The organism is Campylobacter concisus (genome assembly GCF_003048605.1).
GTDB classification, from domain to species: Bacteria; Campylobacterota; Campylobacteria; order Campylobacterales; family Campylobacteraceae; genus Campylobacter_A; species Campylobacter_A concisus_BM.
The window spans coordinates 19,845-43,093 of record NZ_PIRX01000006.1; the positions used below are offsets into that span (position 1 = coordinate 19,845).

27 protein-coding genes are annotated in these 23,249 nt (G+C 40.1%); 15 read left to right on the plus strand and 12 right to left on the minus strand.

Annotation, left to right across the window (positions count from 1 at the left end; genetic code table 11):
* Window positions 1-211 precede the first annotated feature (211 nt).
* The 4 genes from fdhD (at window position 212) to CVS86_RS05850 (ending at window position 3,352) form a co-directional block, all read left to right on the plus strand.
* On the plus strand, window positions 212-994 hold the full coding sequence (fdhD, locus tag CVS86_RS05835; protein ID WP_107791278.1) for a formate dehydrogenase accessory sulfurtransferase FdhD: 783 nt from the start codon (window positions 212-214) through the stop codon (window positions 992-994).
* On the plus strand, window positions 987-1,730 hold the full coding sequence (locus CVS86_RS05840) for a winged helix-turn-helix domain-containing protein (protein WP_012140320.1): 744 nt from the start codon (window positions 987-989) through the stop codon (window positions 1,728-1,730). Before fdhD ends, CVS86_RS05840 begins: the two co-directional genes overlap by 8 nt.
* Before the next feature lie 25 nt (window positions 1,731-1,755).
* Complete coding sequence (locus CVS86_RS05845) at window positions 1,756-1,944, plus strand: hypothetical protein (protein WP_002941192.1); 189 nt, start codon at window positions 1,756-1,758, stop codon at window positions 1,942-1,944.
* 82 nt (window positions 1,945-2,026) lie between these two features.
* Window positions 2,027-3,352, plus strand: coding sequence for an aminotransferase class V-fold PLP-dependent enzyme (locus CVS86_RS05850; RefSeq protein ID WP_107791279.1), 1,326 nt, complete (start codon window positions 2,027-2,029; stop codon window positions 3,350-3,352).
* A gap of 659 nt (window positions 3,353-4,011) precedes the next feature.
* Here CVS86_RS05850 and hisG read toward each other — a convergent pair.
* From hisG to CVS86_RS05875, 5 genes are read right to left on the minus strand one after another with little or no spacing between them, the layout of a single operon-like run.
* Window positions 4,012-4,626: an ATP phosphoribosyltransferase gene (gene hisG, locus CVS86_RS05855; protein WP_012140323.1), complete on the minus strand. Its 615-nt coding sequence runs from the start codon at window positions 4,624-4,626 to the stop codon at window positions 4,012-4,014.
* Entirely contained in the window at window positions 4,623-5,252 is a 630-nt protein-coding gene (locus tag CVS86_RS05860) for a type III pantothenate kinase (RefSeq protein ID WP_107791280.1), read from the minus strand. Before CVS86_RS05860 ends, hisG begins: the two co-directional genes overlap by 4 nt.
* Window positions 5,239-5,571 carry a hypothetical protein gene (locus tag CVS86_RS05865; RefSeq protein WP_012140325.1) on the minus strand — a complete coding sequence of 111 codons (333 nt, stop codon included), beginning with the start codon at window positions 5,569-5,571 and terminating at the stop codon, window positions 5,239-5,241. The genes CVS86_RS05860 and CVS86_RS05865 overlap by 14 nt, the downstream gene beginning before the upstream one ends.
* Window positions 5,568-6,575, minus strand: a complete 1,008-nt coding sequence (locus CVS86_RS05870) for an L-seryl-tRNA selenium transferase (protein ID WP_107791281.1) — start codon at window positions 6,573-6,575, stop codon at window positions 5,568-5,570. The genes CVS86_RS05865 and CVS86_RS05870 overlap by 4 nt, the downstream gene beginning before the upstream one ends.
* Window positions 6,575-7,138: a hypothetical protein gene (locus CVS86_RS05875; protein WP_103599528.1), complete on the minus strand. Its 564-nt coding sequence runs from the start codon at window positions 7,136-7,138 to the stop codon at window positions 6,575-6,577. The genes CVS86_RS05870 and CVS86_RS05875 overlap by 1 nt, the downstream gene beginning before the upstream one ends.
* 124 nt (window positions 7,139-7,262) lie before the next feature.
* On the opposite strand from CVS86_RS05875, the gene gatC reads away from it, so the two are divergent.
* From gatC to CVS86_RS05925, 10 genes are read left to right on the plus strand one after another with little or no spacing between them, the layout of a single operon-like run.
* Window positions 7,263-7,550: an Asp-tRNA(Asn)/Glu-tRNA(Gln) amidotransferase subunit GatC gene (gatC, locus tag CVS86_RS05880; protein ID WP_021087429.1), complete on the plus strand. Its 288-nt coding sequence runs from the start codon at window positions 7,263-7,265 to the stop codon at window positions 7,548-7,550.
* 3 nt (window positions 7,551-7,553) lie between these two features.
* The gene (locus tag CVS86_RS05885) at window positions 7,554-8,687 is read left to right on the plus strand and encodes a type IV pilus twitching motility protein PilT (RefSeq protein ID WP_002941386.1); all 1,134 of its coding nucleotides are present in this window, start codon (window positions 7,554-7,556) and stop codon (window positions 8,685-8,687) included.
* Complete coding sequence (locus tag CVS86_RS05890) at window positions 8,687-9,304, plus strand: CvpA family protein (protein WP_021085046.1); 618 nt, start codon at window positions 8,687-8,689, stop codon at window positions 9,302-9,304. The genes CVS86_RS05885 and CVS86_RS05890 overlap by 1 nt, the downstream gene beginning before the upstream one ends.
* Window positions 9,301-9,768: a Fur family transcriptional regulator gene (locus tag CVS86_RS05895; RefSeq protein ID WP_002941362.1), complete on the plus strand. Its 468-nt coding sequence runs from the start codon at window positions 9,301-9,303 to the stop codon at window positions 9,766-9,768. Before CVS86_RS05890 ends, CVS86_RS05895 begins: the two co-directional genes overlap by 4 nt.
* A gap of 4 nt (window positions 9,769-9,772) precedes the next feature.
* On the plus strand, window positions 9,773-11,281 hold the full coding sequence (gene lysS / locus CVS86_RS05900) for a lysine--tRNA ligase (RefSeq protein ID WP_223154912.1): 1,509 nt from the start codon (window positions 9,773-9,775) through the stop codon (window positions 11,279-11,281).
* Window positions 11,278-12,522: a serine hydroxymethyltransferase gene (locus CVS86_RS05905; protein ID WP_103611679.1), complete on the plus strand. Its 1,245-nt coding sequence runs from the start codon at window positions 11,278-11,280 to the stop codon at window positions 12,520-12,522. The genes lysS and CVS86_RS05905 overlap by 4 nt, the downstream gene beginning before the upstream one ends.
* The gene (locus CVS86_RS05910; protein ID WP_002941307.1) at window positions 12,522-13,064 is read left to right on the plus strand and encodes a DUF1882 domain-containing protein; all 543 of its coding nucleotides are present in this window, start codon (window positions 12,522-12,524) and stop codon (window positions 13,062-13,064) included. The genes CVS86_RS05905 and CVS86_RS05910 overlap by 1 nt, the downstream gene beginning before the upstream one ends.
* Window positions 13,065-13,073: 9 nt before the next feature.
* Window positions 13,074-13,931 (plus strand): SPOR domain-containing protein, encoded by an 858-nt coding sequence (locus tag CVS86_RS05915; protein WP_103611678.1) that lies wholly within the window; start codon window positions 13,074-13,076, stop codon window positions 13,929-13,931.
* A complete protein-coding gene (locus CVS86_RS05920; RefSeq protein WP_107791282.1) occupies window positions 13,928-14,716 on the plus strand; it encodes a shikimate dehydrogenase in 789 nt (262 codons plus the stop codon). Before CVS86_RS05915 ends, CVS86_RS05920 begins: the two co-directional genes overlap by 4 nt.
* Window positions 14,717-14,754: 38 nt before the next feature.
* Window positions 14,755-15,351, plus strand: a complete 597-nt coding sequence (locus CVS86_RS05925; RefSeq protein WP_107791283.1) for a hypothetical protein — start codon at window positions 14,755-14,757, stop codon at window positions 15,349-15,351.
* 57 nt (window positions 15,352-15,408) lie between these two features.
* Here the strand turns inward: CVS86_RS05925 and CVS86_RS05930 are convergent, their stop codons facing one another.
* The 7 genes from CVS86_RS05930 to gltX form a co-directional block, all read right to left on the minus strand.
* Window positions 15,409-17,244, minus strand: coding sequence for an aryl-sulfate sulfotransferase (locus CVS86_RS05930; RefSeq protein ID WP_103573127.1), 1,836 nt, complete (start codon window positions 17,242-17,244; stop codon window positions 15,409-15,411).
* Window positions 17,245-17,538: 294 nt separating this feature from the next.
* Window positions 17,539-18,213: an MqnA/MqnD/SBP family protein gene (locus CVS86_RS05935; protein WP_107791284.1), complete on the minus strand. Its 675-nt coding sequence runs from the start codon at window positions 18,211-18,213 to the stop codon at window positions 17,539-17,541.
* Complete coding sequence (locus tag CVS86_RS05940; protein WP_107791285.1) at window positions 18,210-18,482, minus strand: barstar family protein; 273 nt, start codon at window positions 18,480-18,482, stop codon at window positions 18,210-18,212. Before CVS86_RS05940 ends, CVS86_RS05935 begins: the two co-directional genes overlap by 4 nt.
* Entirely contained in the window at window positions 18,479-18,985 is a 507-nt protein-coding gene (locus CVS86_RS05945; RefSeq protein ID WP_107791286.1) for a ribonuclease domain-containing protein, read from the minus strand. Before CVS86_RS05945 ends, CVS86_RS05940 begins: the two co-directional genes overlap by 4 nt.
* Before the next feature lie 9 nt (window positions 18,986-18,994).
* Entirely contained in the window at window positions 18,995-19,621 is a 627-nt protein-coding gene (gene upp / locus CVS86_RS05950) for a uracil phosphoribosyltransferase (protein WP_004317747.1), read from the minus strand.
* Window positions 19,622-19,710: 89 nt separating this feature from the next.
* The gene (locus tag CVS86_RS05955) at window positions 19,711-20,964 is read right to left on the minus strand and encodes a malic enzyme-like NAD(P)-binding protein (RefSeq protein ID WP_107791287.1); all 1,254 of its coding nucleotides are present in this window, start codon (window positions 20,962-20,964) and stop codon (window positions 19,711-19,713) included.
* Complete coding sequence (gltX, locus tag CVS86_RS05960) at window positions 20,961-22,340, minus strand: glutamate--tRNA ligase (RefSeq protein WP_107791288.1); 1,380 nt, start codon at window positions 22,338-22,340, stop codon at window positions 20,961-20,963. Before gltX ends, CVS86_RS05955 begins: the two co-directional genes overlap by 4 nt.
* Before the next feature lie 70 nt (window positions 22,341-22,410).
* Here gltX and CVS86_RS05965 point away from each other — a divergent pair, with 70 nt between their 5' ends.
* Window positions 22,411-23,241: a peptidylprolyl isomerase gene (locus tag CVS86_RS05965; protein ID WP_107791289.1), complete on the plus strand. Its 831-nt coding sequence runs from the start codon at window positions 22,411-22,413 to the stop codon at window positions 23,239-23,241.
* Window positions 23,242-23,249: the final 8 nt, after the last annotated feature.

Consider the following 23,249-nt stretch of genomic DNA (forward strand, 5'->3'; position numbering starts at 1 on the left):
GCTTTTTGCACCTATAAAATTTGTTATTTTCTCTAATTTTATACTTTAAGAAATATGCCTATTTTGCATATCAAATTTTAATTATAATAACGTTTATTTCGTATCAAAATGCATTTAAGCTTTTTGCTTTGTTTAAGCAAGTTTTTACTACAATCCAAAAAATTAAATTTAGCTTTTTGGGCTATCATTTGTGAAAACTTCAAGGAGCAAGATGGAACCGATTTATAAAACGCAGATCATCAAATATAAAGGCGAGCAAAAAGCGCAGGTTGATGATATCTTGGTGCGTGAGATCAAGCTTGAAATTTACATAAATGACAAAAAATTTGGTGCCGTTATGGCAACGCCAACTGATCAAAAGGCGCTTGCTGTGGGCTATTTGATCAGCGAAAACGTCATCACAAAGCCAGAGGACATAACAGAAGTTAAGCTCTCAAGCGACGAGCTAAGCGTCTATGTAAGCGCCAAAGTGAACGAAAAGCGCCTAGAGCAGTTTGACGAAGAAAAGGTCATAATAAGTGGCTGTGGCAGAAGCTCAACGGCAAATATCGACCCACAGGCGATGGCAGCAAGAGCCGTAAAAAGCGGAGCTAAATTTAACAAAGATATGATCCTTGCTCAAATGAAGGAGTTTTACACGCAGTGCGAGCTTTACGAGATGACTGGCTGCGTGCATACGGCAAAGCTTTTTGTAAGCGAAGATAAATTTTACATAGGCGAGGATATCGCTCAGCACAACACGATCGACAAAGCCGTTGGCAAGGCCGTTTTAGACGGAGCTAACTTAGCAAATTCATTTTTGATGGTGAGTGGCAGGCTTAGTTCAGAGATGGTCGCAAAGGCTGTTATGCACGGCATCCCAGCGCTTATCTCAAGGACAGCACCGACTAGCCTTGGCGTGGTGATCGCTCGTAAATTTGAGCTCACACTTTGCGGCTTTGCAAGGGGCGAAAATATCAACGTTTATAGCGGCGAAGAGAGAATTTATGAGTAAAAATTTAGAAGAGCTAATAAAACAAACGCTAAATAAAAGCGGCAAACTTGACTGCGGCACGGCTTTTAAGATCGCAAACAAGCTTGGCATAGAAGTCGGCGAAGTGAGCGACGAGGCAACCAGACTTGGCATCAAGATAGACAACTGCGAGCTTGGACAGTTTGGTGGCTTGGATAAAGACCGCGGTAAATTTACATTGTCACTAAAACTAAAAGAAATGAGCGACGAAAAGGGCAGAGTTTTTTGCAAAGATGCAAGGGATATGGCGGCAGCTAATGGCGGACTAAAGACCATGCGCTCGACGCTTAGAGACTACGGCTTTGACGTGAAGTACTGTCAGCTAGGCTGTTTTAAGGAAAAGAAAGGCAAAAAGATGAGAGTAAAGACAAAGACTTGGATAGAAAACGACGAGGGCGAGCTTATATTTGGCAAGGGTAAAACCGAAGTTTTAGACGTTATAGCCGAGGTTGGCTCGATATCAAAGGCAGCTGAAATTTTAGGCATGAACTATAAAAAATGCTGGTCGCATCTGCAAATTTTGCAAAAGAATTTAAAAGAAGATCTCTTTACGACCAAGCAAGGCGGCGGAGATAGCGCTGGCACCACGCTAAATGATAGAGCACATGAGCTCATAAACGCTTATAAACAGCTTCAAAACGACATCGAAGACTATGCAAATAAGCGCTTTAAAGAGCTATTTTTAAAACAAGACGAAAAGAAAAACGATAAAAAATAAACCAAATTTTTAATAAGGAGAAAACATGTATGTAAAACTAAACGACAGGACTTATCTAAACAAAGATAAGATTACTAGAATCAAGATCGATAGCGTTCAAGACGGCATTCGTATCCGTTTTTATGAGGGTGCAAACCAAGTTGCTAAGAGCCAAAGATTTGAGAGTGAAGCAAAAGCTAACGAGTGGTTAGAAAAAAACTTCTTAAACAAATAACGCAAGTGGGCGCCCTGCCCGCTTGTAACCTCACTTTATACAAAATTTCATTATAATCCCTGCATTTAAGCAAAGGAAAACTGTGCCAACCATAGATGAAGTAAGAAAAAATATCATTTTAAAAGATGGAATTTACTATTTTGACTACACGGCCTCAGGCCTTGCCTATGAGCCTATCGAAGATGAAATTTCAAAATTTTTAAAAACCTACGCAAACACTCACTCAGACAGCAGCTCAAGCGCCGTGCTAACGCAAAAACGCTACGAAAACGCAAGGGCTGAGTTAAAGGAGCTTTTGGGGCTTGATGAGAGCTTTTATCTAATAGCAACAGGTCAAGGCGCAACGGCTGCGATAAAGAAATTTCAAGAGATAATGGGAATTTATCTGCCGCCAACGACAAGAGCCTTGATCGGCGAAGCAAATTTAAGAAGCGTAAATTTACCACTTGTGCTGGTTGGACCCTATGAGCACCACTCAAACGAGATCAGCTTTCGCGAGGGGCTTTGCGACTGCGAGCGCACCTTGCTTGATGAAAACGGCGAGATAGACTACGTGATGCTTGAGAGGACGCTAAAACTAAACGCAAAAAGAAAGATCATCGCCTGCTTTAGCGCCGCCTCAAATGTCACGGGCGTAAAAACCGACTACAAGAGAATTTACTCGCTCGTTAAGAAATTTGGCGGAGTGGTGGCATTTGACTGCGCAGCAACCAGCTCGCATGAAATTTTAGACGCCGCCTATTTTGACGCAGCCTTTTTCTCGCCTCACAAGCTACTTGGTGGAGTTGGGAGTTGTGGGCTTTTAGCGATCAAAAAAGAGCTTTATACAAGTGATATACCAAGCTTTGCAGGTGGCGGCACCATCGCTCTTGCGACGCCATCAAAGCACCTTTTTATAAAAAATGCCGAGCAGCTTGAAGAGGCTGGCACGCCATCTATCTTGGGGCTGGTGCGAGCAAGTCTAGCCTACAACTTGCAAGCAAGTGTCGGAGTGGAAAATATCAAAGCACGCGAAGAGGAGCTGGCAAATTTCTTTGAAAAAGAGCTAGAAAATATCGAAGATATCACCATTTATGGTCCTAAAAATGCAGAAAAGCTGCCTATTTTTTCATTTAATGTGCGAGACATTTCGCCTTATGACTTTGCTGCAACACTTAGCAACAACTATGGCATACAAAGCCGCGCTGGCGTGATGTGCGCTGGGCCTTATGCTTTTGATCTGCTAGGGCTTAAAGAAAATAAAATTTTAGAGAAAAAGCCAGGTTTTGTAAGGGTGAGCATGCACTACACGCATACAAAAGAGGATGTGTTCTATCTCATAAACGCTATCAAATCATCTATCAAAAAACACCGTGAGCTTTGGGGCGAGGAAAAGGCGATGTATGAGATGTTTGGCGGGAAAATTTAGGTTAAATTTTTTGAGTTAAATTTAATATGTTTTAGAGATTAAGCGATTTATTTTTAAATACCAGCACAGATACAACTAGCTATATCATAATCACATTGAAATTTTAAACGCTTTGCTTTCAAATAGCTTCTGTAGAATTAGCTATGTTTTTTAAATTTAAACAGGCTTATCTATATCAAATTTAGTCAGTCTGAAATAAAAATTTAAAATTTATCATAGCAACCCAGAAACCTAACCGCAAAGCAAAGCATATCTGCTTTTCCTTTTAAATTTAACTTATAAATTTAGTTGTGGATATAACTTTTGATTTGCCTAAATTTTAACAGCAAAGTCTTTTAAAAATAGATTTTAAAATTTAAGCATTTTGTTTTTTAAACAGCCTCTGTAAAACTAGCTCTGTTTTTCAAATTTAAACTGGCTCTACATATATCAAATTTGGTTTTGAAATAAAATTGATCATGCCAGCTCATAAGCCTAACCGAAAAACATATTTGCACCCAACAAAATACATTCAAATTTAACTTTTAAATATAGTGGCAGCTACTGCTTTTGCCCTATCTTACTTAGCTTAAATTTTAGTAGCAAAGCTTTTAAAATTTGGATAAAGCTAGTGGCATAAATTTAATAATTTTTAAATTTAGAAGCCGAAATTTCAAATTTTACTTTGAAATTTCATCTTTTATCTTTTGATAAAGCTCCAAAATTTCATCTTTTTTGATGATGAAGCTATTTTTATTTGCAATCAAGTAAGCTGAGCTTTGCATGATATCACCAGCTACTTTTAGCCCATTTTGCTTCATAGTTGAACCAGTTTCGACCACATCGACGATCGCATCGCTTAGCCCAACAAGTGGCGCTAGCTCGATCGAACCATAAAGCTTGATGATCTTCACGCCAACGGCAAGCTTGGCAAAGTAGTTTCTAGTGATATTTGGCATTTTTGTAGCGATCTTTAGCTCAGACCTTGAAAAATCAAGCTCTTCTTCGTTTTTTATGCCGATACAGACCTTGCACTTACCTATTTGCAGATCAAGTAGTCTCACCACATTTGGCTTATGCTCTTCAAGCACATCAAGGCCGACCACACCGATGTCCGCAGCACCTTCGGTGACATATGTTGGTATATCTTGGTTTCGAACCATTAAAAATCTAAAATTTCCCTCTTCAAGGATAAGCTTTCTATCCTCAAACATAAAGCTAGAGCCAAAAATTTTTCTAAAAATTTCAAGTGTATCTTCTGCGATCCTGCCCTTTGGCAAGGCTACTGTTATCATTTTAAAATTTCCTTTTTCTCATCGATTATTTTTTGCATGGCACGAAAGATCAGCATCTTGTCGCAAATGGCATTTTTAAAAAATTTAGATAAAAAGTCGCCATCTCCGCCAGTAAAATATACTTTTTTGCTGCCTGCAAGCTTTGAAATGAGCGTGATAATGGGCTTTATGATGCCGTAACTCACAGCGTCGCTCGTCTTTTGAGGCAATGCATCGATGTCGATTTGTGAATTTAGTGTCACATCAAGGCGTGGTGAGATCGTTTTGTAGGCATTTAACATAGTTGCGATGCCTGGCAAGATGTAGCCGCCAAGATGAAGTGAGTTTGCCATTATATCGACGGTTATGGCACTTCCGGCATCTACTATAACGCCATCATTTATCATATAGCACCCTGCTTTTCTATCTACTCCAAGACCTTGATAGATCGTGTCTATCTCAAAGTAAGGCTCTAAATTTACAAACATTTCGTCATTATCTATCATGCGCAAAATTTCTTCATTTACGCAGATAAAATAGACCTTTTCGTCTGGCTTGTAGTTTTTAAATTCGCTAACTTTTATATGTGTGATCTTGCCATTTTGCAAAAAAGAGGCGTTGGTGTTGCCGATATCACACAAAATCATAACAGCTCCAGCCTTCTTCTTTGAAGTAGTTTAGGGATTTTGAGCAAATTTGAGAGTTGTAAAAGATCACACGTTTTTTGATCTTGGTTTGAAATTTCTCTTCAAATTTAGTGCAAATTTCATTTATCTCGCTGGCTTCTTTGAGCAAAAGCCTGCTCTTTGCACTTCTTAAAAAAACGATCTCGTAGAAATTTTTTGTATCAACACCAAAAAACGCTTCAAGCGAGCGTTTCTTGGTAAATTCGCTAAGGTCAAGCCTTTTTAGATCCCTTAGCAAGATCTTTTTAGCTTCAAAAAGCTCCCAAATTTTTTGGTTCATTGCCCTAGATTAACATACTCGTTATCGTAGTAAAATGCGCCATTACCCATGAAGCTTTTATCTTTTATCTCGTCGCTAAACTCATAAATTTCAGCTCCGCTAAGGTCTAAATTTGTCTTTATAACATAGCCTGTTTTTTCGATTACATAGAGCTTGTTGTTGATGATGGTTGCTGCTGAGAAGATAGCGAATTTGAAATTTACCTTATTTTTCTCTTTTAGCATAAGGTCTGTTCTTACGATCGTGCCATCTTTTTTAAAGATGTAAATTTCATCGTTATGAACTAGCACGTCTTTGATCTCGCCGTCATAATAGACTGTTTGGCTTGGGTTGATGACGATTAGTTTTTTGGCTGTTGCTGCGATTAGATTATCGCCCTCAACGCCTAAAAATATGATGTTGTTAAAGAAATTTTCAGAGCTTACGACCACGTCACGTAAAATTCTACCACTATCTTTTTGCACGATGTAAATTTTGCCATCAAGTGCTGGATAGACGATGAGCGAGCTCATGAAGTAAGGTGCCACAACTCTTGAATCAACCGCAGCGATGTCAGATGAGCTATACTCCATTAGCGTAGTAGCAGTGCTTATATCGATTAGATAGATGTGGTTTGATGCGCTGATAGCTGCAAGTTGGTTTTGATCAAGCGAAGCTGCTACGATCGCAGTTGGAAATTTACCGCTATAAACGCTGTGACCGCTAGGATCAGTCACGTTTAGGTCGCCATTTATGCTAGCTGAGATAACAAAGCCGTTGTTTTCATTTAAGAAGTTGAAATTTTCAGGCAAGATAATGCTTTTATTTAGCCCATTTTTCGTGATGATGTTGCCATTATCAAGCGTTGCGCCATTTGCATTTGCTGATTTGATGTAAGAAGGAAGATCTTTTGACAAAGATATCTCACCAGAAGTTTGCGCAGGCTCAAAATATTGTCTTTTTGTGCCGCATCCGCTTAGAACTAAAGCCAAGGCAAAAGCCAAGAATAGTGTAAGTTTTTTCATTATTTTATTCCCTGATAGTGTTTTAAATTTTTAACTAGAGTTTGAAGTTGTGAGTCAAGTGCGATCTTGTCAAATTCCACATTTGCCTCTTTGATTTTATTTTGTTTTAAAAGCTCAAAACCTTTTAAAAGTGCGTTGTATTCGCTTAAAATTTGAGTATTTGCATCACCAGTTTGTGAAAGGATGATATCTTTTACGATTGGATTTACTTTTAAATTTACAAGCTCGCTAATGCCTTTTGTATCGTTTTTATCGAGCATTTGTCCAAGTGAAAAAAGTGCATATAAGCTTGGCTCTTTCTCCTTTAAAACATTTAAAGCGCTTGCGTCATTTGGGTTTAAGATAAGCTTTGAATAGGCTAAATTTGCCTCCTCAACCCTGTTGTCGTTTAAAACCTTACTAGCGTAAAATCCGATGAGTGCGACGATAGCTGCAACGCATAGCACGATCAGCAAAGTTTTGTATTTCCTAAAAAAACGCTCTCCCTTGATCATACTCTCAAGAAACTGCTCTTGGGCGTCGATCTCTTTTTTTATCTCGGTTAAGTCTTCTTTTATAGCCAACGTTTTTCCTTGCTTTTGAAAAATTTTAATTCGCAGATTTTAGCATAATTAAATTAAAAGTAGCCCAAAATTAAAGCTTGAATGTGATATAATGCCTCAAAATCAATTAAAAGGTTGCTTAATAATGCAAATAGACGACACTCTCTTAAATAAACTAGAAAAACTCTCCGCATTACAAATTAATGATGAAAAAAGAGAAGAGATCAAGAAACAATTAAGCGAAATCGTATCTTTTGTCGATATTTTAAACGAGCTTGATCTAAGCAGCGATGAGGCCGTAGTTAGCTCTATAAAAGGTGGCACTCCATTAAGAGAAGATGAGCCACATTTAAGTGACGTTGTCGATGAAATTTTAAAGCACGCCCCTTCACGCGAGGGACACTTCTTTGCCGTGCCAAAGATCATAGAGTAAAATATGGATCTAATCGAACAACTAAGAGCGCAAAGCTCGGATGCCCAAACCAAAACATCAGAGAGCAATCTCTCTGGTGACATCCAAACGCTTCTAAAAACCGTTGTTTTTAATAAAGCCAGTGACCTCCACCTAGTCTCAAGGTCTGAGCCTCAAATAAGGATAGATGGCACTTTAAGGCCACTTGAATTTGGCGTGCTAAGTGGCAAAGATATAGAAAATTTATGCTACGCTCTAATCACAGATGCCCAAAAGAGCGAACTTGAAAATAATAAAGAACTTGACTTTGCTATTGAGCTTCCAAATATCGGCCGCTTTCGTGGCAACTACTACTACACGATGAATGGCGATCTAGCCGCAGCTTTTCGTATCATACCTATTGACATCCCTTCGCTTGATGATCTAAATGCACCACAAATTTTTAAATATATCATCAAACGAGAAAAAGGCCTTATCCTGGTTACTGGACCAACAGGCAGTGGTAAATCAACGACGCTTGCAGCGATGCTTAATGAGATAAATTTAAATTATAGAAAGCACATTATCACTGTTGAGGACCCAGTCGAGTTTGTGCACAATAACAAAAAAGCCCTATTTTCACATAGAAATATCGGCACCGACACGCACTCTTACTCAAAGGCGCTAAAATTTGCACTTCGTGAAGACCCAGATATCATACTTGTGGGCGAGATGAGGGATAGAGAGACGATCTCTACGGCTATTACAGCGGCTGAGACTGGACACCTAGTCTTTGGCACTCTTCACACAAACTCAGCCATACAAACTATAAATAGGATCGTTGATAGCTTCGATGGAAGCGAACAGCTTCAAGTAAGAAATATGCTTAGCGTTTCGCTAACTGCCGTCATCTCACAAAGTCTGATCCCAAAAATAGGCGGCGGAAGGTGCGCTGTACATGAAATTTTGATAAATAATATGGCGATTTCAAACTTGATACGCGAAAACAAAGTGCATCAAATTTACTCTCAAATGCAGCTAAATCAGCAACAAACTGGCATGAGCACGCAGACTCAAGCCCTGATGAAAGCGCTAAAAGAGGGCTTGATCACAAAAGAAAACGCGCTAGCCTACTCGACTAGCCAGCAAGAACTTCAAAATTTAATAGGAACTGTATGATGGATTTAGTAACTTGGTTTGACATTATCGTCATCGCCCTTGTCCTGATACTTGGTGTAAAAGGCATAATAAACGGGCTTATAAAAGAGACTTTTGGACTTATCGGACTTATCGGCGGTCTAGTTGTCGCTAGTAGATTTTCAGATGTAGCTGAGAGCTTCATAAGCAAAAATATCTATAAATTTGAAAATCCTTCATTTTTACAATTTGTCGCATTTATCGGACTTTGGCTAGTTTTTTGGCTAGTTTGTCTGCTAGTTGGCAAATTTTTATCAAAGATAGTTTCAGTAAGCGGCCTTGGCTTTTTAGATAGGCTTGGTGGATTTGTCATGGGAAGTGGCAAAATTTTCCTCACATTTTCAGCAGTCGTTGCCGTGATGTCAGGCACTTCGCTAAATAAAATGATCGAGCCATACTTTACAAACAGCAAGGTCTATCCGCTCCTACTTGAAACTGGTAGATGGATAACAAATATCGATGTGAAAAACATCAAAAATGAGCTAGATGAGATGGTAGTAAGACCAAAGGATACAAACAAGAGTGATGCATTTATATCAATGGATGCAAATGCGAGCACAAACACCGACACAAATGTCACTAAAGGGGAAGAAAAATGATAGAAAATTTAGAATATGATGCCTTGCTTGAGAAATTTAAAAGAGTTCTTCGCGACAACGGTTTAAAATATACAAAACAGCGTGAAATTTTGCTAAAAACGCTTTATAACAACGACGAGCACTTTACACCAGAGAGGCTATATCTTTTTATAAAAGAGACCTATCCTGAGCTAAATATCGGCATCGCAACTGTTTATAGGACGCTAAATTTACTAGAAGAATCAGAGATGGTAACATCTATCAGCTTTGGCTCTCAAGGCAAGAAATTTGAACTTGCCACAAAGCCACACCACGACCACATGATATGCAGAAAGTGCGGCCTTATCATAGAATTTGAAGACCCTATGATAGAAAAAAGGCAGATAAGCATCGCAAAAGAGCATGGCTTTAAACTAACTGGTCACATGATGCAGCTTTATGGAATTTGCGAAAAATGTTCAAAAAATAATATAAAGGGAAAGTAAGGTGATATTTGACAACCAACACGAAATTCAAAGATTAGAAAGCATAGATGAGCTTAGAAATTTAGGCATAAATCCATATCCACATTTTCTTAGAAGAGATATGAATATCTCTAAATTTAGACTTAAATTTAACTATATAAAAGATACAGAAGAGAAAAAAGCAGAGGGGCAGCTAGTAGGCCTTGCAGGCAGGATAAAGCTGATCCGTGACGCTGGTAAAGCGGTTTTTGCAAACATCGAAGACGAAAATGGAAATTTACAAATTTATTTTAGCAACAAGACGCTTGATCCAGAGTGGTTTAAAATCGTTAAAAAATATGTAGAAATAGGCGACATCGTCTATGTTAGAGGCTACGCTTTTATAACAAAAACTGGCGAATTTTCAATGCATGTAAATGAGCTTAGCTTAGCTACAAAATCGATAAGTCCGCTTCCAGAGAAATACCACGGGCTAGTTGATGTTGAGACAAGATACCGCCAAAGATACCTTGATATGATAATGAACCCTGAAGTTAGGGCTGATTTTAAAAAGCGCTCGGTGATTATAAGCACGATTAGAAGATTTTTTGAAGAAAAGGGCTTTTTAGAGGTCGAAACTCCGATGCTTCATCCAATAGCTGGCGGCGCAAATGCAAAACCATTTGTGACATTTCACAACGCCCTTGGAGTTGAGAGATACCTAAGGATCGCTCCCGAGCTATATCTAAAACGCCTTGTAGTTGGCGGTTTTGAAGCTGTTTATGAGATGAATAGAAACTTCAGAAACGAGGGTATGGATCTAACCCACAACCCTGAATTTACAAGCATAGAGTTTTACTGGGCATATCACAACTACCACGATCTAATGGGCATCACAGAGGATTTATTTAATGTCATTTTAGAAAAGCTTGGCATGGAAAAAGTGATAAATTTTGATGGCATGGAGATTGACTTTAGCAAGCCATTTAAACGCATAAGCTATAAAAAAGCCTTAGTTGAGATAGGCGGACTTGCTGAAGATATCGTAAGCGATAAGGCAAAAATTTTAGCAAAACTAAGAGCAGATGGCTTTGAAGCAAACGAAAAGCTTGACCTTGGCCACTTACAGGCTGAACTCTTTGACAACTACGTGGAGAGCAAGCTCATCCACCCAACTTTTGTCATCGACTATCCGATCTCTATAAGCCCACTTTCAAGAAGAAGCGACACAAATCCTGACGTGGCAGAGAGATTTGAGCTATTTATCGCTGGTCGCGAGCTAGCAAATGGCTTCAACGAGCTAAATGATCCAATCGATCAATACAACCGCTTTAAAGCGCAAATCGACGCTAAAAACGCAGGCGATGACGAGGCTCACGAGATGGATGAAGACTATGTAAAAGCCCTAGGATACGGCATGCCACCAGTTGCAGGCGAAGGCATAGGCATAGATAGACTTGTGATGCTTCTAACAGATAAAAAATCAATCCGCGACGTTGTTCTCTTCCCAGCGATGAGACCACTAAAAACTGAGACAAAGGAGAATGAAAAATGAGTTTGCAAAGCTACGATAAAGAAATTTTTGATCTAGTAAATTTAGAGCTAAAACGCCAGTGCGACCATCTAGAAATGATCGCTAGTGAAAATTTCACTTATCCAGAAGTCATGGAAGTGATGGGCTCAATCCTAACAAACAAATACGCCGAAGGCTACCCTGGCAAGAGATATTATGGTGGCTGCGAATTTGTCGATGAGATCGAGCAAATCGCGATCGATAGATGCAAAGAGCTTTTTGGATGCGAATTCGCAAACGTTCAGCCAAACTCAGGCTCTCAGGCAAACCAAGGCGTTTATGGTGCTTTGCTTAACCCAGGCGATAAAATTTTAGGCATGGATCTAAGCCACGGCGGACACCTAACTCACGGCGCAAAGGTGAGCAGCTCTGGCAAGATGTATGAGAGCTTCTTTTACGGCGTCGAGCTTGATGGTCGCATAAACTACGATAGAGTTATGGATATCGCAAAGATAGTAAAACCAAAGATGATCGTTTGTGGCGCGAGCGCATATACAAGAGAGATTGAGTTTAAGAAATTTAGAGAGATAGCTGACGCTGTTGGCGCTATACTATTTGCAGACGTTGCTCATATCGCTGGTCTTGTGGTAGCCGGCGAGCATCAAAATCCTTTCCCACACTGCGACGTCGTAAGCTCAACTACGCATAAAACTCTAAGAGGCCCAAGAGGCGGCATCATCATGACAAACAACGAAGAGTACGCTAAAAAGATAAACTCTTCTATCTTCCCAGGCATCCAAGGCGGTCCGCTAGTTCATGTCATCGCTGCAAAGGCAGTTGGCTTTAAGCACAACCTTAGCCCTGAGTGGAAAATTTACGCCAAACAAGTAAAAGCAAACGCTAAAAAACTTGGCGAAGTGCTAATAAGTAGAGGCTTTGAACTAGTAAGTGGCGGCACTGATAACCACCTAATCCTAATGAGCTTTTTAAACCGCGAATTTAGCGGGAAAGACGCGGACATCGCTCTTGGAAACGCTGGCATAACTGTAAATAAAAACACAGTCCCAGGCGAGACAAGAAGTCCGTTTATCACAAGCGGCATACGTGTAGGTAGTCCAGCTCTTACGGCTCGTGGTATGAAAGAGGCTGAGTTTGAGCTAATAGCAAACAAGATCGCTGACGTTCTAAGCGACATAAACAACGCATCTTTACAAGAGAAGATAAAAGCCGAACTAGTCGATCTTGCTCATAAATTTATAATCTACGATAAAGCGACATTTTGATGCAAAGTATCGACACATCTCTTATAAAAATTATCACGACCCACTACTACATCAAACGTGACACGATCGTAAATAAGATAGAGTACAAGGGCAAAATTTTCTTTGATAAATTTGAAAAGATCAACGAACCACTAACTTATAGTGTCATGAAAGAGCATGAGGAGGGCAAAGCTATAATCGCCCACTCGCTAATCAATGCAAGTGACAAGGTCGAAAATATAGTCTTTGACTACAACGGCAGAACTCCAGATAGGTTTTGGCATAGAGCGCAGCTTCTTTTAAGAGAAGAAGGCTTTATAAATTTCACAGCCTACGAGACCAAGACGCCAGGACATTTGCACCTTTATGTGCATAAAGGTCACACTACGCTAAATGAAGCTTGCACGCTTGCAAATATGCTAAGCGCAAAGCTCTCACAAAAGCTAGCCAAAGAGTGGAGAATGTTCCCAAATCAAGATATGCCAAAAGAATTTAACATCCTAACTTTGCCATATAACCTCTATCAAAAAGAGCGTGGGGCAAGTTGGTCAAAATATATGTAAGGAGAAATAATGGAAAACGAAGAGTTAAAAGATATACTTTTAGAAAAAGATGATGAGGCAAAGGGTGCAAAACTAAAGAAACTTCTTATGTTTATAGCAGCTCTTGTTATACTTTTTTTAATCATCATCGTAGCCATGAAGCTTATAAACTCAAGCGACTCAACACAAGCACAAAATGAAGCCGACTCAAGACTAGTTCTGCCTCCAGTGCCAGCAGAGCAGCCAGTCGATACGCAGGTGCCTGCACAAGATACAAATTCAGATGTTAAAAAAGGCGATACACAACTTTTCGAGCAAGTGCCTATCGTGCCTGAAAACAAGCAACAAGATGATTTTGAAGATATGATCAAAAAGCTAAAAGATAAAGAAGGCGCAAAATCAGCTCCTAAAACTGAAGAGCCAAAAGAGGTAGTAAAAGCTGTAGAGCATCCAGCTGAAGCGCCTAAAAAAGCTGAGGCAAAGGTAGAGGCTCCAGCCAAAAAAGCTGAAACAAAGCCAGCTAAAACTGAGGTAAAAACAGAGAAAAAAGCTGAAACTAAGCCCGAGAAGAAACCTGAAACAAAGGTAGAGAAAAAGGCTGAAACTCCTGCAAAAGCAGAAAAAGTAGAGAAAAAAGCTGAAACTCCAGCAAAAGCTGAGAGCGTCGCAAAAGGCTCTTATGTTCAAGTATTTGCAACTAGTAAATTTAACCCAAATGCCGACTATATGAAAAAAATAGCAGCCAAAGGTTATAGCTACAAAACTATAAAAGCTGGCGAGCTAACTAAAATTTTAGTTGGTCCATTTGATGAAAAAGGGCTACAAAAAGCTGTAAATGACATAAGAAAAGATGTCAATAAAGACGCTTTTGTCTTTAGAGCAAAATGAAAACCTTTGCAGTTTTTGGAGATCCGATAGCTCACTCGGTATCTCCAAGACTACACAACAAAGCCATTGCCGATCTAGCTCTTGATGCCCTATATACTAGGGTTTTGCTAAAAGATGGCAATGAGCTAATCAATAAATTTAAATCCTTAAAACTAAACGGCGCAAATGTCACGCTCCCGCATAAAGAATTTGCTCTAAATTTAGCCGATGACGCCTCAGAGGCAGCTCAAAAAATAGGCTCTGCAAACACTTTGGTGCTAAAAAATGAGAAAATTTATGCCTACAACACTGACGCACCTGGCTTTTTAAAAGCGATAGCAAATTTCAAAGAGGCAAAAAGCGCCATCATCCTTGGAGCTGGAGGCACCGCAAACGCCCTAGTCTACGCACTTAGATCGCAAAACATAGATGTTTGCATACTAAATAGAAGCAAGGCAAGACTTGATAAATTTAAAGATCACTATGAGTGCTTTAGCTGGGATGACTATAAAGAGCATAAATTTGATCTAGTGGTAAATTCGACCTCAGCAGGGCTAAAAGATGATCTTTTGCCAGCACCAAAAGAGATTTTAGATGGCATTTTAAAAAGTGCTAAATTTGCATTTGATGTTATTTACGGCAAGCAAACGCCATTTTTAAAAGAGGCAAAAAGCCAAAATTTAGCATGCAAAGACGGAGCTGATATGCTCTTGTACCAAGCGGTCTTGGCGTTAAATTTATTTTATAATGGCAGCCTCGATGAGAAAAAGATAGAAATTTCTATGCGAGAGGCTTTGAGTTTATAGGGTTTACAGAACCAGATCGTTCATTGAGTAAAATCAAAATGGAAAAATTATCAAGCTTAATAAATAATGCTCTAAAGCTTAACGATATAAATTTTAACTCCTTTAGCCATTCTAAAAACTGGATAGGCTTTTTTGAGATAGAGGATGAAAACTGGACCTCTGAGGTAGATACTGCGCTAAAACTTTTCGATAAATATTTTAATAAATTTAAAAATGAAGTATTTATCATAAGCGCTTTAACCTATGATGATACTAACTTGAACGATGAAGCGCTTGAAATAAAACAATTGCACGATAAATTTAAAAAGCTAGGCATCTTACAAGAGCCAAATGAACACTTTGATCTTGGTTTAAATAGTGAAATTTTGTTGCCTGCCATCTGCCTTAGGATAGATACTTTAAAATTTGATGAGATCAAATATCTAGCTAAACTACTCATGCTCTATACATACTCCTTAAATGAGTGGTGCTTTTTCATCTTTCCAAGCCTAAATTTAGCGCTTTATCCGCATGATGAGAGAGGAATTGGCTGCATCGGACTAAATGACGATACAAAAAATGGATTAAATTTTTTAGAGTTTTGTAAAAGAGAGAAAAATGCAAAGGTTGTTTTAAGAGAGCAAAATACCAACTAAATTTTAAAATCAAACAAAACTAAAAGCCTCCCTTGCCGAAGCAAAGGAGGGAAAAATTTACTTTTCAAACGCTTTTTGCAAGCTAAATGGAAACGCTTGATAGCCCATAGCATTTGTCATCTTTATCTCGATGCTAGGCTCTTTTGCGCCCCACTCAAACTCATCGATGTGCGGGCTAGGAAGTCCTACTGGGCGGCCTTTTGCGATGTCAAACTGCATACCAGCAACGGCTGAGTAGACCATAACGCTATCAAGGTCATCTTGATACTGCGTAAGGCTAGTAACTGAGCTATACCACTCTTTGCCGCGCTCTTTGCCGTACTCCCAGATCTGCTCAACGGTCTTTTTGTTCTCATCGATCTTATAAACGACCGCACGAGAGTACTTCATGCCAGCGATGGCTGGTTGCTCCATGCCCCTTGTGTCGCCATTGTCAAAGACACTTAGATAAATTTCGCCTTTTTTAGACTTGCTATCTATCCTAAATGCCGTGTGCTGAGTCCATTGCCAGTCAAAGCCACCTTTATCGCTCTCGTATCCTGGGCATTTTGAGTACTCATCTTCGCAGACGATCTTGTTGCCTTTGCTATCAACTGGCTGAAGAAGCTTATCTTTAAATTTATCGCTCCAGCCCTTGTGAGCACCCATGATCCATTTTACTTGTTTGTCACGGCCGATCTTTATAACTGCGTCTTGGTGGCGGCTTGAGATGATGATGCTATCGTCACTTGGATCGTAATCCACGCTATTTACGTGTGCCCAGTTACGTCCTGGACCTGCTCCTACGATATCGCCCCATTTATCGTGTGTATCCATAGACTGAAGTTCATCAGAGCTTGCTGTGTGGCCTGCTTTTTTAGCGTCTATGTTTAAGCAAACTGCACCTTGGTCAAGCGTTTTTAGCACGATATCGCGGTAAGGATCGAGGATTTCATATAATCTAAAGTCATCAACTACGTTGCCGTCGCGGTCAAGCTCAACGATGACGTCGCGCACTGTTCTTACGTTTTTGCCATCAGCCCTTTTGTAGTCGGCATTTGCCACGCGCAAGAAGTAGTGTCCGTTTTGTGCTACGTCCATCGAGTGAGAGAAGTCGTTGTAGCTAGCTGGTAGCTCGCGGTTGAAAATTTCTCTACCCATGATGTCATATTTTGCGTATCTTTGGCCATATCCCCAAGTCATCGCGCCGTCGTCATTTTGCTTAAAGCCCATCATTACACCAGCGTGAAATGGCTGTTTTAGGTCATAAATTTTACTTGGCTCAAGATACCATCTAACCTCGCCTTTTGTATCAAGGATGAAGTTATTTGGGCTGTAGTTCCACTCGATCGCACCGCCGGCTGGGTTGTTCCAAACGACTTTTGTGCCCTTGCCTGTTTTATTTACAAAGTTATTTACATAGTAGAGGCGGTTTGCAAATTTAGCGCTTGCTGGCTTAGTAACCTCGATCTTATCAAATAGCGCGCCCTTTTGATTTGGCGTGCCAGCACTCTCTAGGTAGATAGCTGGGGCGTAAATTTTATAGCTCTCTTTTATATGCTCAGTCTTGCCCTTGTAGCTCTTGTCGTACTCGACTTCAACGGTGTTTTGATAGTCAGGATACATACCAAAAACTGGGATGCCACCATGTGTGCGAAGATGCTTGTCAGCCACTTTGTAGCTTATCACCTGACCGCCTTGCTTTGGCACGATGGTTACTTTTGCATTGCTTAGTGTGTAGCCGCCATTTTTGATGACTGCTGTAAGTGGGGCAGTATCGTATGGATTTACCACTACTTCGCCGATCTGCCCAGTGATAGCGTAGTCAAGTTTAGCTCCGCTTGGACCGCCTATCGCAAAAGCGCTCGAGCAAAGCACAGAGGCTAGTGCAACACAACTCAAAGTCTTTTTCATAACATCTCCTTTAGATAAATTTTATAAACTCTACTCATAAAGCTTATAAAATTTAGAAAAAGCCTTGGCAAAAACCAAGGCTTAAATCAGTAAAAGGAATAACAAAAATGATTTGCTTTGTGTGTAATTGTAGTAAATCTTTATAACATAAATTTCACGCTAAGATTAATAATAGCTTAAAATTTAAAAATATATTTAAAATTTATTAAATAGCGTATCGAGCCTCGTTATCTTCGCCATTTATAAGGTCAAATATAATAAAAATGATGCTAGCAAATTTACCTAGGCTTATTACTACTTTACCTCTCTTAAAAACCTATGTTCTTTAAAAAATTTTCGAAGTGATTTTTGCTCTTTTGGGCCTATTTTGTAGCTTATAAATTTGAGATACCACTTGATATCTTGCTCGCTTATGTCGCGGCTTTTAGCGTAATTGGCTAATATATAATTTGGAATTTTTACATTTTTTTGCAAAAATTTTGCGACCAGTTTTTTGTAAAACGAGCCATTTTTTACGTAAGAAAATCTACCAAAAACAAATGGCAAATTTGTCTTTTCATGCCAAATTTGACCAAGGTCGTAAAAGCACTCTTTGCCCTCGCTTAAGTATGCCTTTAGCGCCCTGTCGCCTATGATCACCTCGCCATTTAGCTTAAGCACCTTGGCTAGGGTGTTTGAGCTAGCTGAGGCAGGGTCTGGTTTTGGGGCTGAGTTTTTGCGTACAAGCACGCTTTTGACATCTTTTTTGGCGACTATTCCAAAATTTAGCTTCTTTAAATTTGCCTTTTTGCTAGCTATGCTTGAGATCACCGCAGCGTCGATCTTTCTAGCGTTTAAGGCTCTGTTTAACTTGCTTGGCACGCCCTTTTTAAACTCTATCGCCTTTTTTATCTGAGAGCTTAGTGGGGCTGATTTTAAAAATACGTGAAATGGGAGTAAATTTAGATAATCAATCTTTCCAAATATCATTTTTCATCTTTTACAAGCTCAAATTTAACTAGCGCGTTTTCGTTGCAAACATCGCGAAATAGCTGGGTTAAGCTCTCTTTTGTGGCACTATCCAAAGCATTTTCGTTTTTTAGCTTTATAAGAGTTGGCTCATTTATCTCGCAAAGACAGTCAAAGAGCGCGTCTAAATTTTTGCCATAGTACTCTGGCAGGTCAAATTTCTTCGCAAAATACTCGTGCATCTTCTCTTTTTCGAGCATCTTTTTGGCATCTAAGATCACGCTTTTCATTGCATCCTCTTCTCATAAAGCAGGTAAAAATGCTCGTAGTGATCGGGCGTGTAGTAGATAAGCCCGTCGTTTGAGTATAAAATTCTCTCAGCGCCGCGCCTGCCGCCATTATAATTCACATCGCACTCAAACCACTTTCTACCATCAGCCTCAGGCAGCCTCTTTTCTCGGTTTGAAAATCTATCCCCACCGATGCTTTTGCCGCCGCTTATCTGCCATAAATTTCCGCTTTTTGCGTCCCAGCCAAGAGCCATTGCCTCTTTTTTAGTTATGAAATTCTTTGGTAGCTTGTTAAATTTATAGATATAAAGTGCGACCTCATCTTTTGAGGTGTATGAGCCCTCAGCCTCTAGTTTTAGGCTCTTTTGACCTTCTTTATTAAGCTGTTCAAGTAAAATTTGAGCGTTTTTGTTTGCCTCGCCACCCTCTTTTGAAAAAAAGAAAGTACCGATGATGATAGCAATGATAAAGGCAACTAGAGCTGGCAAAAGTCTTTTGTTCAAATTTAGCCCTTAAAGAGTGTTAAAAACTCTATCGCCAGCATCACCAAGACCTGGAACGATGTAGTTTTTCTCATTTAGTTTCTCATCGATCGATGCCGTATAGACCTCGACATCTGGGTAAATTTCACTAAATCTCTTTAGCCCCTCAGGTGCGGCGATGATAGAGATAAATTTGATCTCTTTAACTCCCTTCTCACGCAAGAACTTAACCGCATCTATCGCCGTGCCGCCAGTTGCAAACATAGGGTCGATGATGATCGCCATGCGCTCTTTTGCGTCTTTTGGAAGCTTTGCGTAGAAAAACTCAGCCTGCGCTGTCTCTTCGTTTCGCTGAAAGCCCAAAAAGCCAACGCTCGCATCTGGGATGATGGTAAAGACGCTATCAAGCATGCCAAGCGCAGCCCTTAAGATAGGGCATATCATCACCTTTGTAGTGAGCCTCTTTGCGTCTGCCACCGCAACTGGTGTTTGGACTTTGACATCTTTTACCTTTAAATTTCTAGTCGCCTCAAAGATCATAAGGTAGCTGATCTCATCAACTAGCATACGAAACTGAAAAGGCTGGGTGTTTTTATCACGTAAAATGGTTAATTTGTGCTCGATCAATGGGTGTGAGATGAGCTTCACGTTTTGCATTTTTTGTCCTTAAATTTACTGTTTTTACAAGGTTTGTCTTTTACAAAATGCCAAGAGGAGAATTTAGCCCAAAATTGGGCTAAATTTGATTAAAAACCTTTTGCAAGTTTGGCTTTGTAAGCCTCAACATCAAAATCTTTTACTCTCGCTACGCCATCTTCAACTGCAGCTTTTGCAACTGCTGAAGCGACGGCTGTTAGCACGCGCTTGTCAAATGGTTTTGGGATGATGTACTCTTTGCCAAATTTTAGCTCGCTAACGCCACTTGCTTTTAAAACTTCAGCTGGCACTGGCTCTTTTGCAAGCTGTGCAAGCGCTTTAGCAGCTGCCATTTTCATATTTTCAGTGATCTTTTTAGCCCTAACATCAAGCGCACCTCTAAAGATAAATGGAAAGCCCAAAACGTTATTTACTTGGTTAGGATAGTCGCTTCTGCCTGTGCCCATCATAACATCATCTCTTACAGCTACGACGTCCTCTGGGAAGATTTCAGGCACTGGGTTTGCCAAAGCAAAGATGATAGGCTCTTTGTTCATAGACGCAACCATCTCTTTTGTCACAACGCCAGGCTTAGAAAGACCTAAAAACATATCAGCGCCTTTCATCGCATCAGCCAAAGTCCTATCCTCAGTTTCAAGCGCAAATTCAACCTTCTCTGGAGTTAGGTCTGTTCTTTTTGAGTGGATGACGCCTTTGCTATCTATCATCACGATGTGTTTTGCGCCAAGTGCTTTATACATCTTTGCGCAAGCGATGCCGGCTGCACCTGCGCCGCTAACTACGATCTTTATCTTAGATATATCTTTGCCAGAAATTTCCATCGCGTTTATAATGCCAGCGCTTGTTATCATCGCTGTGCCGTGCTGATCGTCGTGCATTACAGGGATATCGACTGCTTCTTGAAGCTTTCTTTCGATCTCAAAGCACTTTGGAGCGCGGATATCTTCTAAATTTATACCGCCAAATGTCGGAGCAAGAGCCTTGCAAATCTCAACGATCTTATCAGGATCATGCTCATCTAGCTCGATGTCAAAGGCATCAACATTTGCAAATTTCTTAAATAGCACCGCCTTGCCCTCCATAACTGGCTTACCAGCGATAGCGCCGATGTCACCAAGTCCAAGAACAGCCGTGCCATCGGTGATGACAGCTACTAAATTTGCCTTATTTGTGTATTTATAAGCTAGTTCAGTGTCTGCATTTATCTCACGGCATGGCTCAGCAACGCCTGGTGTATAGGCCATTGAAAGGTCTCTTGAAGTCTCGCAAGGTGTCTTTACCCTGATCTCGATCTTACCGCCGATGTGGTAGTTTAGTGCCTCTTCTTTAGTTACATGTGTCATTTCTCTTCCTTTAATAAATTTTGTATTCTGTTTTTGATCTCGTTGCTACCTACTACTTCAAGCACTTCAAAGATACTTGGGCTCACGCTTGAGCCAGTTAGCGCTATCCTTAGAGCCTGAGCTAGGTCTTTTAGTTTTAAGCCATTTTGCTCTAAGAATTTATTAGTTAGCTCCTCATATCCCTTTGCGTCAAGGTCACGGTCTAAAATTTGAGCAAATTTCGCCAAAATTTCTTTGCTACTTTCATTTATAAATTTAACCCAAGCTTTCTCGTCATAGCTTTTTGGGGCGTTTATGATCGCATTTGCGCTGTTTGCCATCTCAATTAGTGTCTTTGACCTCTCACGGAGCGAATTTAGCAGTAGCTCACCCTTTACCAAAGCCTTAAAATCCACGCCAAACTCGAGCATATCGTGCGCTAGTCTCTCGTAAGGCAAAGTTTTTATATAGTGAGAATTTAGCCAGTCAAGCTTTTGAGCGTTGTAGGTGCTTGAACTTTTGTTGATATCGTTTGGATTGAAGTATTTAAGCATATCCTCGATAGTAAAAATCTCATCATCGCCGTGGCTCCAGCCAAGACGAACGAGAAAATTTAAGAGCGCTTCAGGCAAATAGCCCATCTTTTTATACTCCATAACGTCAGTCGCGCCATGCCTTTTACTAAGCTTTTTGCCGTCCTCGCCGTTTATCATAGCGACGTGATAAAATTTTGGCACCTTAAAGCCAAGTGCCTCGTAAAGAACGATCTGTTTTGGGGTATTTGAGAGGTGATCGTCGCCACGAATAACGTCAGTTACACCCATTAGCGCATCGTCTATCACAACTGTGAAGTTATATGTTGGCGTGCCGTCGCTTCTTGCGATGATGAAGTCGTCCAAGATATCTTCAACCTTAAATTTAACCTCGCCCTTTATGCCATCATGTATGACGATCTCGCCGCTAAGTGGGGCTTTTATACGGATAACTGGCTCGATGCCAGCTGGAGGTGTGCCAGTAAAATCTCTATATCTATTATCATATTTTGGGCGCTCTTTTCTAGCCTCTTGGCTAGCTCTAAGCTCTTCAAGCTCGTCCTTGCTCATGTAGCATTTGTAGGCTTTGCCCTCATCAAGCAGCTTTTTAACATACTCTTTGTAAAGATCAAACCTCTTTGACTGATATGTCACTTCGCCGTCGTGATCTAGCTTGCACCAAGCAAATGCCTCTTTTATGGCTTGTGTGGCTTCTTCTGAGTTTCGTTTTAAGTCAGTATCTTCGATGCGGAGCAAAAATTTTCCATTGTTAGCTCTTGCGTATAAATAATTATAAAGAGCTGTCCTAAGTCCGCCTATGTGTAGGTATCCAGTAGGCGACGGAGCAAATCTAGTAACTATCATTTTGTGCCTTATTTTTATGTTATAATTGCCCAAAATTATATTTACTAAATACTTAAATAAAGGTTTCATTATGAAAAAATTGCTCTTTTTGGCTGTTGGCGTGTTAAGTGCCTTAAATTTATATTCAGCTCAGATGATAAACGGCATCGCAGCTATCGTGGAGAACGAGCCTATCACGCTTTACGAGGTTTATAGTTTGAAGGAACAGCTAAAGACAACAGAGCAGGACGCTTTAAATTTGCTTATCAGAGATAGACTTGAAGATGCACAGATAAAAAACTTAAATTTAAGCGTGACACCTTTTGAGTTAAACGACAGGATCGAAGCGATCGCAAAGCAAAATGGTATGACAAATTCGCAGTTTAGAAGCTCTATCCAAGCTCAAGGCATGGACTTTTTGGACTTTAAAAACAACCTAGAGCACAAGATGCTTCAAGAAAAACTTTATAAAAGCATAGCTGCTGAGGCTGGCAAAAATATAAATGAGCAAAAAGCAAAGGCGTATTTTGACGCTAATCCTGATAAATTTAAGGTCTTTAGCACCGCTAGAGTCGTAGTTTATAGAGCAAAAGACCCCGATCTGCTTGAAGCTCAAAAGACAAGCCCGAAGCTACTAGACGGCGTGCAAACACAAGAGGTCAGTTTGGACTACCAAAGCATAGATCCAAGGCTTGCCGCTATCATCTCAGGCACAAATAACGGCGACTACACACAGCCTTTGCAAGGACCTGACAGCTTTGATATGTTTTTGGTAAAAGAGAAGATCGGCTCATATACACCAAGCTTTGCTGATGTAAAAGATAGCGTTATAAACGAGCTTTACCAAGGCGAGCAAGAAAAATTAATGAGTGATTACTTCGAAAAACTCCGCGCAAAAGCAAAAATTCAAATTCTAAGATAACTTCAAAT